Source organism: Bacillus sp. FJAT-52991 (assembly GCF_037201805.1).
In the GTDB taxonomy this organism is placed as follows: Bacteria; Bacillota; Bacilli; order Bacillales; family Domibacillaceae; genus Bacillus_CE; species Bacillus_CE kandeliae.
In genome coordinates, this window is the sequence record NZ_CP147404.1 from 612,458 (window position 1) to 626,487 (window position 14,030).

11 protein-coding genes are annotated in these 14,030 nt (G+C 40.8%); 9 read left to right on the top strand and 2 right to left on the bottom strand.

The features are described 5' to 3' along the window. Positions 1–29 precede the first annotated feature (29 nt). The 3 genes from WDJ61_RS03275 to WDJ61_RS03285 all read left to right on the top strand — a co-directional run bounded on the left by WDJ61_RS03275 (position 30) and on the right by WDJ61_RS03285 (position 5,972). Positions 30–539 (top strand): DUF1850 domain-containing protein, encoded by a 510-nt coding sequence (locus tag WDJ61_RS03275; RefSeq protein ID WP_338753117.1) that lies wholly within the window; start codon positions 30–32, stop codon positions 537–539. Beyond that, positions 532–2,502 carry a TRAP transporter permease gene (locus WDJ61_RS03280; protein WP_338753119.1) on the top strand — a complete coding sequence of 657 codons (1,971 nt, stop codon included), beginning with the start codon at positions 532–534 and terminating at the stop codon, positions 2,500–2,502. Before WDJ61_RS03275 ends, WDJ61_RS03280 begins: the two co-directional genes overlap by 8 nt. Positions 2,503–2,780: 278 nt before the next feature. Further along, positions 2,781–5,972 (top strand): hypothetical protein, encoded by a 3,192-nt coding sequence (locus tag WDJ61_RS03285; RefSeq protein WP_338753121.1) that lies wholly within the window; start codon positions 2,781–2,783, stop codon positions 5,970–5,972. A 111-nt stretch (positions 5,973–6,083) separates the two neighbouring features. Here WDJ61_RS03285 and WDJ61_RS03290 read toward each other — a convergent pair whose 3' ends face one another. Together WDJ61_RS03290 and speE are read right to left on the bottom strand one after the other, a co-directional pair. Beyond that, a complete protein-coding gene (locus WDJ61_RS03290) occupies positions 6,084–6,827 on the bottom strand; it encodes a C39 family peptidase (RefSeq protein WP_413789050.1) in 744 nt (247 codons plus the stop codon). 113 nt (positions 6,828–6,940) lie between these two features. Further along, positions 6,941–7,792: a polyamine aminopropyltransferase gene (speE, locus tag WDJ61_RS03295; RefSeq protein WP_338753125.1), complete on the bottom strand. Its 852-nt coding sequence runs from the start codon at positions 7,790–7,792 to the stop codon at positions 6,941–6,943. Between the two features lie 199 nt (positions 7,793–7,991). Here speE and WDJ61_RS03300 point away from each other — a divergent pair, with 199 nt between their 5' ends. The 6 genes from WDJ61_RS03300 (at position 7,992) to psiE (ending at position 13,925) form a co-directional block, all read left to right on the top strand. After that, positions 7,992–8,243 carry a FeoA family protein gene (locus WDJ61_RS03300; protein WP_338753127.1) on the top strand — a complete coding sequence of 84 codons (252 nt, stop codon included), beginning with the start codon at positions 7,992–7,994 and terminating at the stop codon, positions 8,241–8,243. Beyond that, positions 8,233–8,964, top strand: a complete 732-nt coding sequence (locus tag WDJ61_RS03305) for a FeoB small GTPase domain-containing protein (protein WP_338753129.1) — start codon at positions 8,233–8,235, stop codon at positions 8,962–8,964. The genes WDJ61_RS03300 and WDJ61_RS03305 overlap by 11 nt, the downstream gene beginning before the upstream one ends. Then, a complete protein-coding gene (locus WDJ61_RS03310) occupies positions 8,927–10,327 on the top strand; it encodes a nucleoside recognition domain-containing protein (RefSeq protein ID WP_338753132.1) in 1,401 nt (466 codons plus the stop codon). Before WDJ61_RS03305 ends, WDJ61_RS03310 begins: the two co-directional genes overlap by 38 nt. A 144-nt stretch (positions 10,328–10,471) precedes the next feature. Next, positions 10,472–12,427, top strand: a complete 1,956-nt coding sequence (locus WDJ61_RS03315) for a translation factor GTPase family protein (protein WP_338753134.1) — start codon at positions 10,472–10,474, stop codon at positions 12,425–12,427. Between the two features lie 88 nt (positions 12,428–12,515). Beyond that, complete coding sequence (locus tag WDJ61_RS03320) at positions 12,516–13,316, top strand: YwqG family protein (RefSeq protein WP_338753136.1); 801 nt, start codon at positions 12,516–12,518, stop codon at positions 13,314–13,316. Positions 13,317–13,481: 165 nt separating this feature from the next. Then, positions 13,482–13,925 carry a phosphate-starvation-inducible protein PsiE gene (gene psiE, locus WDJ61_RS03325; protein ID WP_338753137.1) on the top strand — a complete coding sequence of 148 codons (444 nt, stop codon included), beginning with the start codon at positions 13,482–13,484 and terminating at the stop codon, positions 13,923–13,925. Positions 13,926–14,030: the final 105 nt, after the last annotated feature.

Below are 14,030 nucleotides of genomic sequence, written 5' to 3' on the forward strand. Positions count from 1 at the left end.
CATAAAAGGTGAGCAGAGGAGGGGAGCTAATGATCCGTAAAATAGGGTTGCTTTTTGTTCCTCTTCTTCTATTCAGTGGTTTTCTTTTCTTTTTCCCTTATCGCCCGGTCATCGCCTTCTCGTTTGAAAATACCAATGAATTGCTCGCCTACCTACCGATTCAAACATCCAGATCCTTTCAAATTCAATACACGCATTCCATTCATCTAACAGATGTGGTGGAAACGTATCAACTGAAAGATGAGCAAATTGTTCAGACGGAATTGCAGTATGAACAATTTGCGATTGGAATGCCTTCTAATGCAGAAGGTGAGGAAATATTTATAAAGAAAAACGGAAAATATTTCATTACGAACATGAATCGAGTCTTTCCTTTTATTGATTTACGCATCGGTCAAGTGAAGGCAGAGCATCAAATCAATTATGAAGGACAGGTTTATCGATTATCCGACCATCTATCTTCAGGGGCGTGGGTACGAATTCAGCCGAAGCGGCTCAGTCTTTGGCAGCAGTTGAAAGGAGTGAATATCGATGAGTAAGGAGTCGTTTGAAACGTTATCTCAAGAAAAACAGCAGGAGCTACTAGAAAAATATGATGTAGAAGCAGGAACGAGGAAGCTGACAGGCGTTCTTGGAAACATCGTCTTTTTTGGATTATTGGCCTTTTCATTATTTCAACTCTATACAGCCATTTTTGGTGTGTTTACCGCACAAATTCAACGCTCTGTCCACTTGGGCTTTGCCCTATCATTAATTTTTCTATTATATCCAGCCAATCGAAAAAAGCGAAAAATAGGGAAGCTTCAAGTTGCATGGTATGATATCGTGTTAGCTATTTTGGGAGTGTACGTTGGATTGTACTGGCCAGTGAATATTGATGAGATTGTGATGCGTGCGGGTATTTTAACGCAAATAGATTTTTATACGGGGCTGTTAGCTACCTTGCTTGTGTTAGAAGCGACACGTCGAGCGGTTGGTTTGCCGATTACGATTATTGCGATCTTGTTTTTAGCGTACGGCTATTTCGGTCCTTACATGCCTGATTTCCTATCGCATAGTGGCTTGAGTTTAGAGCGACTGATCCAAACGATGTTTTTTACGACGGAAGGTATTTTAGGGACTCCGTTAGCCGTGTCCTCAACCTTTATCTTCTTATTCCTTTTATTTGGATCCTTCCTTGTAAAAACTGGTGTCGGGCAATACTTCAATGATTTGGCGGTGGCGGTTGCTGGAAGAAGCATAGGAGGACCAGCTAAGGTGGCGGTTTTTTCAAGTGCGTTGCAAGGAACGATTAGCGGAAGCTCAGTCGCTAATGTGGTGACATCCGGTGCATTTACCATTCCCATGATGAAAAAGCTCGGCTATAAAAAAGAGTTTGCGGGAGCTGTGGAAGCCGCTGCATCAACAGGTGGTCAATTAATGCCGCCGGTTATGGGGGCCGCAGCTTTCTTGATGGTTGAATTTATCGGAGGCGGAATCACGTATTGGGACATTGCTAAGGCCGCTGCCATCCCTGCTGTACTGTATTTTACAGGGATTTGGATTATGACGCACTTTGAGGCGAAGCGGATCGGGTTAAAAGGGTTAACAAAAGAGCAGATGCCAAATCGGAAAGAAATATTTAAACAATTGTATTTGCTCCTTCCGATCATTGCAGTTATTGTGTTGTTAATGGTAGGTGTAACCGTGACACATGCCGCCTTATACTCAATTCTTCTTTCGATTATTGTGGGCTTTATCAATCGAGCGGCAAATATGAAATGGAAGGATATTATTTTGGCATTAGTAGACGGAGCACGAACCGCTTTAAGCGTCGCCGCAGCAACAGCGGCCGCAGGGATCATTGTTGGAATCGTCACGAAAACAGGACTTGGCCTAAAGCTAGCGAATGGGCTATTAGATTTAGCTGGAGGATTATTACTTCCAACACTGTTTTTAACGATGATTGCTTCAATTATTCTTGGGATGGGTTCACCAACGACAGCAAATTACGTCATCACTTCAACAATTGCCGCGCCAGCGATTATTTTACTGGGCGTGCCTGATTTATCTGCTCACTTATTCGTGTTTTATTTTGGGATTATCGCAGACATTACTCCGCCGGTCGCTTTAGCCGCATTTGCCGCTGCGGGAGTATCAGGGGGAGAACCGATTCGAACGGGAATTCAATCAGCTAAACTGGCGATTGCCGCCTTTATTATTCCATATGTGTTTGTTCTGTCTCCACAGCTATTAATGATTGATACAACGCCGTGGCAGCTTGTGTGGGTTGTTTTCACTGCATTATCTGGAATGATTGCGATTGGAGCTGGTATTATCGGCTTTTGGATGCGTAAACTGCAATGGTGGGAGCGGTTTTTTTCCATTATTGCTGGACTATTATTGATTTATCCTGAAAGAATATCTGATGTCACAGGACTGATCTTGTTTGTTGCTTTACTGATGGTCCAGTTGTTTTGGAAACGTGACGAGAACAAACCGACAGGCATGGTCAATATGTGATAAGGCGGTAGCTATGATAGACAAAGGAAGATTGTTCGAAAAAATTGTTCATATAAATAAGGCAGGCGAAGCTAATGTTTGTAGCTTCGCCTTTATTTATTTAGAGACGCATGTAAATATCGAATTTTGTGTAAAGGCTAGAAGTTTTCATATAAAATAAGTAATAAAGACTAAATAATTAGTAGAGGGAGAGGATTGGGAAATTGGATAGTAAAGGAATATAGTTATTCTGTATTCAGTTCTGTCTGTTAGAAGATATTCAAGAAAGGAATAGTCGAATGAAAAAAATATTACTAGCAGTATTTATAGGAATAATTGTTTTAGCAATGCCTATGATTCTCTGGTTTTTCGACGATCAAAAACCACTAGAGGTCGCTATTATTGATAAAACGGTTCCTGATGAATCATATCGGGAGCATCTTGGCATTTCTTGGGTGTTAAATTATTTTAAATATGTAAACAATGAGGGAACTCCTTTTGAGGCGGCCTCTGATTATGTCGGGTTCGAGCCAAATGAGCAAGATCAATCTTATCATATACATTCTTTTCCGAAATCATTTGCCGAGGCAGATTTCATTTATTTGGCGGATACATACGGTGTTTACGAAGAAGATCTACCTTGGATCGAAAAAGAACGAGAGGGAGCACGTTCCAAGCTCGTTTATGGCGGGTTAGAGATGGAGGAATGGCAAACGATTTTACAGCGATTAAATGAGAATAAACCTGCTACTTTTATCGCTGAGTTTAATTCTCTTGCCTCTCCAACAAAAGAAGAGGTGCGAAAAAGCATGGAGGATTACCTTCAGCTTGAATGGTCAGGGTGGACCGGTCGCTATTTTGATGAACTTGATCCAAAGAAGAACATGGAAATTCCTCAATGGATTGTTGAACGTTTTGGAGACAAATGGCGTTATTCTGGAGCGGGATATATTTTAATCGATGACGTCAGCAATAAGGTAGTTGTGTTAGAAGAGAATAAGCATTTTAACGGCAATGGGATCGATATGAAGTTCACTAAACAAGGACATGAGAAATTTGGCTTGAAAAAAAGTGCTAACTATCAATATTGGTTCGATATTGTGACGCCGAAAGCAAGAGGAGAAGCGCTAGCTTATTATAATTGGAATTTGACGAATGAAGGTAAAGAGATATTGAAGGAGAATGATATCCCGCTTAAGTTTGCGAGTGTGATAGAAACCACTCATGGGAAGACGTCTAGTTATTATTTCGCTGGGGATTTCAATGATATTAGTCAAGTTCCTCAATTCTATCAATTTAAAGGGTACGACTGGATGAAAAAAGTCTTTAGCAAAAATGCTGATGAACAATTCTTTTGGCAAACGTATGTACCAATGATGAAAGTGCTTTTAGAAGAGGCTGATCATGCAAAGGCAGATGCTCCTCAAAAGCCACCTGCTAAAAAAAGTAAAGAAACGGCTTATACATCAAGAGTAGTCAATGACTCATTTGAAGTTCGTGTTGGCGATGAGTGGAAGAAGTTGCCGATTAAAGGCGTGAATATCGGAATGGGAAAACCGGGGACGTTTCCTGGTGAAGCCGCGATTACGGAAGAAGAATATTATCGTTGGTTCAAATATATTGGAGAGATGGGCGCCAATTCCATCCGGGTGTATACATTACATCCTCCTGGCTTTTATCATGCATTAAAACGCTATAATGAAGAACATAAAGATCCGATTTATGTTTTTCACGGAGTGTGGATTGAAGAACAATCACTTGTCGATACGCTCGATGCGTTTTCGAATCAACATACGGATGAATTTCAAGCAGAAATGAAGCGAATCACTGATGTTATTCACGGAAATGCTGTTGTCGAGCCACGTCCAGGCCATGCCTCTGGTGTGTATGACGCTGATATCTCACCTTATGTGATTGGCTGGATTATCGGTATTGAGTGGTATCCGGAAATGGTGAAGAATACGAATGATCAACATCAAGGGATGGGTGATTATAACGGAACGTATTTTCAAACGAATAACGGAACTCCTTTTGAGCATTGGTTAGCGAAACAAATGGATACATTAGTTACTTATGAGAAAGATAAGTATAATTGGGTGCGTCCAGTTAGCTTTACGAACTGGGTAACGACAGATATATTGTCACATCCATCTGAACCGAATGAAGATGAGGATCTAGTCGGTGTCAATCCTAATGTGATTGAAGCAAAAGGTGATATGAAGAAAACGAATCAATTTGCTTCTTATCATGTGTATCCATATTATCCAGACTTCTTTAACTATGAAGAAGAGTATTTAAACTACGTGGACCATCGAGGGGAGAAAAATAGTTACGCGGCCTATTTACATGATTTGCACAAAGCACATGAGATGCCGATTTTAATTGCTGAGTTTGGTGTTCCAGCATCACGCGGTTTAACACATGATAATCCATTTGGTCGAACGCAAGGAATGTTGTCTGAAAAAGAACAAGGCGAAATCGTTGTCGACATGTACGAGGATATTGTTCATGAAGGCATGCTAGGTGGTCTTGTTTTCACTTGGCAAGATGAGTGGTTCAAGCGGACATGGAATACGATGGATTATGACGATCCGAATCGCCGGCCATTTTGGTCCAATTCCCAAACGAATGAGCAACAATTTGGGCTTCTTAGTTTTGATCGGAATAAGATCAAAGTAGACGGACAAACAAAGGATTGGAAAGGCACGAATCCGTTATATCAAAATGAAGATGGCTTGTATGTCGATCATGATGAACGTTATTTATATTTCCGAATCAACAAGGACGCTGCACAGAAGGGAAATCCGGTTATATTGTTGAATACGTTAGCGGATCAAGGGAATCATCGTTCAACGACGATAAAAGATGTGTCATTCCAAGATGATGTGGATTTTATGATTACTTTGAACGGGAAGGATGATTCACGTGTCCTTGTGGATTCGTATTATGACTTTTTTACGTATCAATATGGACAAACGTTAAATATGCTGCAGCCGCAGCCACCGCTTCCATCGAAAAATAGCGGCATCTTCCACCCGCAGAAATTCGCATTAAATAAAGAATTGATGATTCCAAGCACAGGGGAGGTTATTCCTTTTAGTGATTATGAAACAGGAAAATTACGTCATGGCAATGGCAATCCGGATGCAGCGGATTACGATTCTTTAGCCGATTATTATATTAATGAAAAAGATGGCGTAATCGAAGTGAGAATTCCGTGGTTATTGTTAAACGTAAAAGACCCGAGCCAGCGAGAGGTCATGGGAGATCTATACAAGCAAGGCTTAACCGCCGACAAAAAAATCGACGGAATCCAAGCTGGTCTCGTCTGGGTAGAAAACGGCCAAGTCATGGACTCCTTACCAAAAATGAAAAACAACGAAATTCCAACGATGCAAACATACACATGGGACACATGGAACGAACCAATCTACGAAGAAAGACTGAAACAATCGTACTACATTATTCAAAAGGCATTTAAGGATGAGTAGAGGTGCCTGTCACTCCTCGGTTTTTGTCGAATAATCGATAAGTGGAAGTTTTTAATGATGAAAAAGTGAGAGCCGCCAGTAGATGGCGGCTTTTGTCTTTTGTATGTCATGTTAACTTTCTGTAATTGTCATTGCTTGTCGGCCCATTTGAATCCACGCTTGTTCAAAATCTGTACGATGGATTTTAATATTTTTTTCTTGTTTCAAAGGGTCATTCACATAGACAAATTGTTCATCATAGCCAGTGATTACAGCACTGTGCTGGTAATAAGTAACTTTCATCGTTCCTTCAGCTGTCGGCCAAGTTTCAAATTGATCTTCTGTCAGTTTTTTATACTCGGCATTAATAATCACCCAAACAGGTCGCTCCTTATTAATCTGTGCATATAAATCTTCTGGGGTTTGGCCAGTTAGATTAATTAACCGATCTTCATTCACATACTGTTTCGTTAAAGCGATGATCGGCTCCACATATACACCTAGACCGCTACGATTAAACGTTGCGATATCGCCAACAAAACCTTGATGCATATTGCCTTTGTAGTTGCCTTGTTTAAAAGGCTCCTTGGTAATCTTGTCTGCTAACTCCATTTTGTCTACTTCTTCTCCATAATAATTGAGCAGCATCGCTAAACTCGTCACTTCACACCCTCTATTTAATTCTGGATTTTGTAAAATCAATGGTACATCCTCTATTTTGTGACTTGTGGGGCTAGTAGTAGAGAGCTTAGAAGGAGGATTTGTGGCAGGGGCAGTATCATTCGCTTGAAAATTGTTCAAAAAAACAAAGCAAGCGCCAATAAATAACACAGCCGCCAAACAAGCTCCTGTAACGATCAACTTTAATTTCAACACATCTCTCTCCTTATTCGAGGGGTGCCTGTCACTCCCCGGTTTTTGTCGAATATAAATCCACAGTAAAATGGAAAGAGGCTGCCCGATTAATGATTAATTAGGCAGCCTTATCTTCATTTCTTCATAAATGATGGCAATGCAAAGCTTGCTTGTAAAATCTCTTGATTGAAGTATTTCGTCGTTTGCTCGAAATCTGGTGTAATGAATGTCTCATACTGTTTAGAGGCAAGAGTGAAACTCCATAGTCCTCCTGGATACGTTGGAACTACCGCTAAATATTGCTTTGTAATCGGGAATAATTGCTGCAACGAGCGATATGTGTTTTCCATGACCTCGCGATAAAACAAAGGAGATTCACTTTGACAAACCATTAAGCCATCTTCTTTTAGTGCGTGAAACACATTTTCGTAAAAATCAAATTCAAATAATTGTGTCGCTGGTCCAACAGGGTCTGACGAGTCAACAATGATGACATCGAATTCGTTTTTATGATCCTTCATATACTGAATTCCGTCTGCGAAAAGATAGCGGACGCGTTCATCCTCAAGTCCGGCTGACACGCCTGTCAAATGCTCCTTGCTCGCGTGGACAACTAATTCATCAATTTCACAAAAATACAATTCTTCCACTTGTTTGTACTTAATGACTTCTCTTGCAGCACCGCAATCTCCTCCTCCGATAATTAATACTTTTTTTGGATGAGGATGGATATGTAATGGCACATGGGTAATCATTTCATTATAAATATACCCATCTTGTTCAGTTGATTGAACAACTCCATCTAACACTAGCATTCTGCCAAAATCATACGTATCCACAATCATAATATGTTGAAACGGCGATTGCGCGGTATAGATCATTTCTTTAATTCGATAGCTCACTTTTAAATTGTCGCGATCGTCCTCGATCAACCACATTTCTCCGTCGATTTCATGAACATATGGTGGGATGCTTGTTTGCTTCATGATGCAACCTCCTATAATTTACTTTTCTACCATTTATATTAGTGAAATATTGTCTAGATCGCAATGATAAAAAGATTGAAGATTAATTTTTTAAAAAAAGTTTGACATGTGAAAAATTGATGCATATGATAAAGATATCAAAAATTTGCACTAAGGAAACTTTGTGATAGTCGTCCAAAATATAGGATGGAGGTACAGGATGATGAGCCAGTTCATTGCTCTAAATGAAGCGAAAATCGGTGACGTGATTAAAATCAATCAGCTCGATATTACAGGTACGATGAGAAGAAGACTACTAGATTTAGGGTTTGTACCATCGGCTGAGGTAAAAATTTTACAAAAAAGTCCACTTGGCGATCCGATGGCCTTTTGGGTTAGTCATACGACGATTGCGCTTCGAAAAGAAGAGAGCTCTAAAATTTACGGGGAGGTGGTTAGAAGTGAAGTATAGAATTGCTTTAGCAGGTAACCCAAATGTCGGGAAGAGCACGTTGTTCAATGGGCTGACAGGATTGAAACAACACACAGGCAATTGGCCAGGGAAAACAGTGATGCATGCAGAAGGAGAATTTTCCTTTAAGGGGAAAGACTACACGATCATTGATCTACCTGGGACGTATTCACTTTTTTCCAACTCAGCTGATGAAGAGGTGGCTAGAGACTATATCGTCTTGGAACGTCCAGATCTGACCATTGTCCTATTGGATGCTACTTCGATTGAACGGAATTTAAATTTAGCACTGCAAGTATTAGAGATGACCGACAAGGTGATTGTATGTATTAACTTAATTGATGAAGCGACGAAAAAGGGGATTTTCATTGATGAGCGAGCGTTAATGAATAAACTTGGCGTTCCAGTGATCAAAATTTCCGCTCGTAATAAAGTGGGGATCGACCAGTTACTAGATACGGTCGACCGCATGATTGAGGGAAAGATTACGAACGCTCCTTACCGAATGGAGTACTCTCAAGAAATAGAAGAAAAGATTGCTATGTTGATTCCTTCTATTGAAAAAATATTCGATCTAGACATTCCGGCACGTTGGTTAGCTTTACGTCTTCTTGATGGGGATGAATCTCTATTCCAAGCTTATTTTGACAAAAAAGGGAGACAACAGAAGGGGGAAAGGCAACATGACATCGCTTATCAAACAAACACCCACCAATTATAATGAACTGTTTCAGTTAGCCCAATCATTGTCTAATGAGGGGATTCGTGATGAAGTCGTCACTAATATGTATGAAACATCAAAAGAGATTTGTAAGAAAGCGGTCGCTTATAAAGATCTGGAGAAAGTGAAACAAACGGAAAAGCTTGATAAGATTTTCACCTCGAAAATATGGGGTTTCCCGATTATGCTTTCGATGTTAGGTATCATTTTTTATCTTACGATTGCTGGGGCAAACGTTCCTTCGGGGATGCTTGCGGATATGTTTAACTGGTTTGAAGGGTATTTAACGACCTTTTTCGCTTGGATGAATGCGCCGGATTGGTTATACGGTGTGCTTGTGCTCGGTTTTTATCGGGGAACTGCTTGGGTAGTAAGTGTGATGCTGCCGCCGATGGCCATCTTTTTCCCGGTGTTTGCCTTGTTGGAAAATTACGGATACCTTCCGCGTGTTGCCTTTAATATGGATCGATTATTTAAAGGAGCCGGAGCACATGGAAAACAATCGTTAACGATGGCAATGGGATTCGGCTGTAACGCGGCGGCGATCATGTCGACGAGAATTATTGAATCGCCACGTGAGCGGATGCTAGCGATTTTAACGAATAACTTTGTTCCTTGTAATGGTCGATGGCCGACGTTAATCTTGCTTGCTTCCTTATTTATGGCGACTGGTTTTTCTGGAACGATGGGCACGCTGGTCACGGCTGGCGTTGTGATGGGCATGGTACTTTTCGGCATCGTTGTGACGTTAACCGTTTCATGGGTATTATCGAAAACAGCTTTAAAGGGAGTCCCGACTCATTATACATTGGAGCTACCTCCTTATCGCCGTCCGAAATTTTGGAATACCGTTATTCGTGCGACATTGGATAAATCATTGTTCGTATTAAAAAGAGCGGTCATCATTGCGGCCCCTGCCGGCGTGTTTACTTGGATCGCCGCCAATATTTTTATTGGGGATACGAGTGTGTTAATGCATATCGTCAACTTCCTTGATCCCTTTGCTCAAACATTAGGATTAGACGGCTTTATCTTAATGGCTTTTATCTTAGGAATGCCAGCGAATGAGATTGTGTTGCCGATCTTGATGATGGGCTACTTATCAACTGGTGCGATGACGGAAGTTGAGGACTTAAACGCGATTAAGCAAATTTTTCTCGATCACAACTGGACGTGGCTAACCGCATTAAATATGATGCTATTTTCACTGCTTCACTTCCCATGCGGAACTACACTTATCAATATTTACAAAGAAACAAAAAGCAAGAAATGGACCTTTGTGGCTTTTGCTTTGCCGACTGCGATTGCTATCGCTGTTACGTTCGTTGTGGCACAAGTTGTGAGGGGATTTGGCTGGGTGTAAGCGAGGTGCCTGTCACTCCTCGATTTTTGTCGAATGAATACTGAAAAACCGCCGTTACTTGAGGCGGTTTTTTTCATTCCAAATCATGCCGCCTATTTTGATATAATTCTTTATAGATTGAAAAGGGATGATAGAGGTGACTGAATGAATAAAACAATTGGTATTTTGGCACATGTCGATGCCGGAAAGACGACTTTTTCTGAACAACTTTTGTATCACACGAAGAGCATTAAACAAAGGGGCCGGGTCGATCATCAAGAGGCGTTTCTAGATCATCATGCGTTAGAGCGACAAAGAGGGATTACGGTGTTTGCTGATCAAGCCGTGATGACTTACTGTGACTCGACTTATTATTTAATTGATAATCCGGGGCATGTCGATTTTTCTTCAGAGATGGAACGCTCCATCCAAGTGTTAGATTATGCGATCGTGCTGATTAGTGCGGTGGAAGGAATCGAAGGTCATACGGAAACGGTTTGGCAGCTGCTTCGCAAACACAATATTCCGACGTTCTTCTTTATTAATAAAATCGATCGTATCGGGGCCGATATTGACCGCGTATTGGAAGAACTGCAGAGCGAATTTTCTCCGGATATTTGTGAAATCGCAGACTCTTTTCATCCGAATAAGATGAACGAAGAGATGATTGAATTTTTGGCAGAGCGGGATGAACAGCTGTTAGAACAATATATGGAGGAAGGCTATCAACCGGATTTGTGGCTGGCGACGATGAAGAAATCGATTCAAAACAATCAGTTGTTTCCATGTGCCAGTGGCTCAGCTTTGCAAGATCTCGGCGTCAGTGAATTTTTTGACGTTTTCGATCAGCTAACGGACACTCATTTTCCAGAAGCAGAGCCGTTTTCTGGTCGAGTGTACAAAGTTCGTCATGAGGATAATGGCACGAGGATCACGTTCATTAAGGCATTGAGCGGTACTTTGCGTGTACGTGATGAAATCAACTATAGCGGTGGGACGGAAAAGATTACGCAAATCAGAAAGTACAACGGTCAAAAATTCCAAGCAGTCGATCAAGTAGTGGCTGGCGAGCTGTTTGCCGTTGTCGGATTATCGAAGGCAGCTGCTGGGGATGGCGTAGGTGCGTTAACAGAAAAAGCGGTATATGAAATGGTCCCAACCTTAAAATCAAAAGTTAATAACGAGACGAATCTTCATATAAAAGAAGTGCTTCGCTGTTTTCAATTATTAGATGCAGAAGACCCTTCATTAGCTGTTACTTGGGATGAGCATTTGCAAGAAATTCACATTCATGTGATGGGGCCGATTCAGCTCGAAGTGTTAAAACAAGTCATTCAAGAACGTTTCGGATTCGATGTTTCTTTTGCAGAACCAAACATTTTATATAAAGAAACGATTGAAACAGCAGTGAAAGGATACGGTCATTTTGAACCGCTCGGTCATTACGCCGAGGTACATCTAACATTAGAGCCTGCCGCAAGAAACAGCGGCATTAGCTTTGAAAACACTTGCCATGCCAATGATTTGCCGGTTGGAAACCAAAACCTTGTTCGTCATCATCTATTTGAAAAGGAACACCGAGGACTATTGGCGGGTTCTCCATTAACGGATGTAAAAGTGACTCTGCTTACGGGACGCGCTCATTCGAAGCACACATCGGGTGGAGATTTTCGCGAGGCGACCATTCGTGCCTTAAGACAAGGTCTTGAAAAAGCGACGAACATTTTGTTAGAGCCTGTTTATCAGTTTAAAATCAAAGTGGATGTGGACCAAATGGGAAAAGTATTGGCAGATATTCAAACAGCCCATGGCTCTTTTGATCCGCCGATGACAGAGGGCAATAAAGCTATCTTAACCGGAAAAGTTCCCGTCGCGACGTTCATGCACTACAGCACTGAGCTTGTAGCATTCACTCAAGGAAAAGGACGGATTCACTTAAACTTTGGCGGCTACGACCGCTGCCATAATGAAGCGGAAGTGATCGAAAAAATTGCCTACAACAAAGACGCTGATCCCGACTATACTTCCTCTTCGATCTTCTGCTCCAAAGGCCAAGGCTATAGCGTGCCTTGGGATCAAGTGGAAGGTGCCTGTCACTGCTCGATTTTTGTCGAAAAATAAAGGTGGAACTTAATCAATAAATTCGTTAAAGTAAGAACATACGTTTCTATATTAACTAAAATTTGATCGAGAGAAAGGAAGAGGATCCATGTCCATCCAACATAAAATTGATTTGCCAAAGGAATTAGAGCCATATCGTCAGGAACTAGAACAGTCGATCCAGCCAATTGTAAGAATAGAAGGAAGCTGCACACCTACTACTCTTTTTGAAAGTAAATTTGCAGGTCATCCGTATTTGCCAAAACATATCGAACATCCAAAAGATGAACATGGCGTGCCGCTCCGTTTGTTAGCACAAATTAACTTTGCAGAAGTGCCGAGCATCGAACACTTTCCAGAAAAGGGTATCTTGCAATTTTATATTGCGGGTAATGATGATTTGTTTGGCATGGACTTTGATAATCCAACAGATCAAACCAACTTCCGAATTCTTTATCACTCAGACATTACGATGGATGAGTCTGAACTTGTGACCGATTTCAGCTATATGGAAGAGGACGACGAGGAATATTTTCCTGTTGGAAAAGAAGGTAAGCTATCCTTTACGTTAGATGAAGAGCCGATTTCCGATGAGGACTATCGCTTTGAGCAACTTTCGATCGACTTAGAGCAGAAGACGAATGACGGAACTGAACTTTGGGACGTATATGCCGAATGCTTCGCCGGTACTGGTGCTAAAATCGGCGGCTATCCTTTCTTCACTCAAGAAGATCCGCGTAGCTATGAAGAAAAATACCAACAGCATAATATTCTATTGCTTCAAATCGACACAGATGATGATCTCGACATTATGTGGGGAGATAGTGGAGTCGGCAATTTCTTTATTAAAAAAGAAGATTTAGAGAAGCTTGATTTTTCTAATGTGATGTACAATTGGGATTGTTGTTGAGGGGAATATTATAGAATGAAAAGTCCATGTTTGAATACATTAACGTATTCAAACATGGACTTTTTTGCATGGTGGTGAACTTCAAAACATTGATTTTATGATAAAATTACATCAGAAATGAAATCGGCTATTTTTTATCATGAGATATGGAAGGGAGAGGAATGGATGCAAAAAATTAAACAAGGGTATAGTTTCTTTTTGCGTGTGTTTCCAAAGGTGCAACAAGTTTTATTAAATGTTTCACTTGTTTTTCTTGCCATCATTTTGTCTTTTTTACTCATCAAAGAGCTGTTTGCTTTCAGTCATATTTTACTAACTGATGGGCAGGTTAATCATCAATTATATTTAGCGAATATTCTGGTTTTCTTTTTATACTTTGAGTTTATTGCAATGATTGTAAAGTATTTCAAAGAGGAGTACCATTTTCCGCTGCGTTATTTCCTCTATATCGGTATTACTGCAATGATACGATTGATCATCGTTGATCATGACGACGCGCTGAATACGTTATTTTACTCACTCGTCATCTTAATTTTAATTATTTGCTACTTCATCTTAAATTTAACACCGCGCGATCGTCCTGAAAGTAAATGGTTTTTTAGAAAATGAAATGGATGAAGCATAAGCGATCGTGCATGCACGATCGCTTTGCCTGTCACTCCTCGGTTTTTGTCGATTCACCTCTGAATACAATGTAAGCTTTCGGGCATCCTA

What these genes read in the sequence shown, in the direction of transcription:
- WDJ61_RS03315 (WP_338753134.1), top strand. Translation starts at nt 10,472, where the DNA reads ATGAATAAAACAATTGGTATTTTGGCACATGTCGATGCCGGAAAGACG.
- WDJ61_RS03275 (WP_338753117.1), top strand. Translation starts at nt 30, where the DNA reads ATGATCCGTAAAATAGGGTTGCTTTTTGTTCCTCTTCTTCTATTCAGT.
- speE (WP_338753125.1), bottom strand. Translation starts at nt 7,792, where the DNA reads ATGAAGCAAACAAGCATCCCACCATATGTTCATGAAATCGACGGAGAA.
- WDJ61_RS03300 (WP_338753127.1), top strand. Translation starts at nt 7,992, where the DNA reads ATGATGAGCCAGTTCATTGCTCTAAATGAAGCGAAAATCGGTGACGTG.
- WDJ61_RS03280 (WP_338753119.1), top strand. Translation starts at nt 532, where the DNA reads ATGAGTAAGGAGTCGTTTGAAACGTTATCTCAAGAAAAACAGCAGGAG.
- psiE (WP_338753137.1), top strand. Translation starts at nt 13,482, where the DNA reads ATGCAAAAAATTAAACAAGGGTATAGTTTCTTTTTGCGTGTGTTTCCA.
- WDJ61_RS03310 (WP_338753132.1), top strand. Translation starts at nt 8,927, where the DNA reads ATGACATCGCTTATCAAACAAACACCCACCAATTATAATGAACTGTTT.
- WDJ61_RS03320 (WP_338753136.1), top strand. Translation starts at nt 12,516, where the DNA reads ATGTCCATCCAACATAAAATTGATTTGCCAAAGGAATTAGAGCCATAT.
- WDJ61_RS03285 (WP_338753121.1), top strand. Translation starts at nt 2,781, where the DNA reads ATGAAAAAAATATTACTAGCAGTATTTATAGGAATAATTGTTTTAGCA.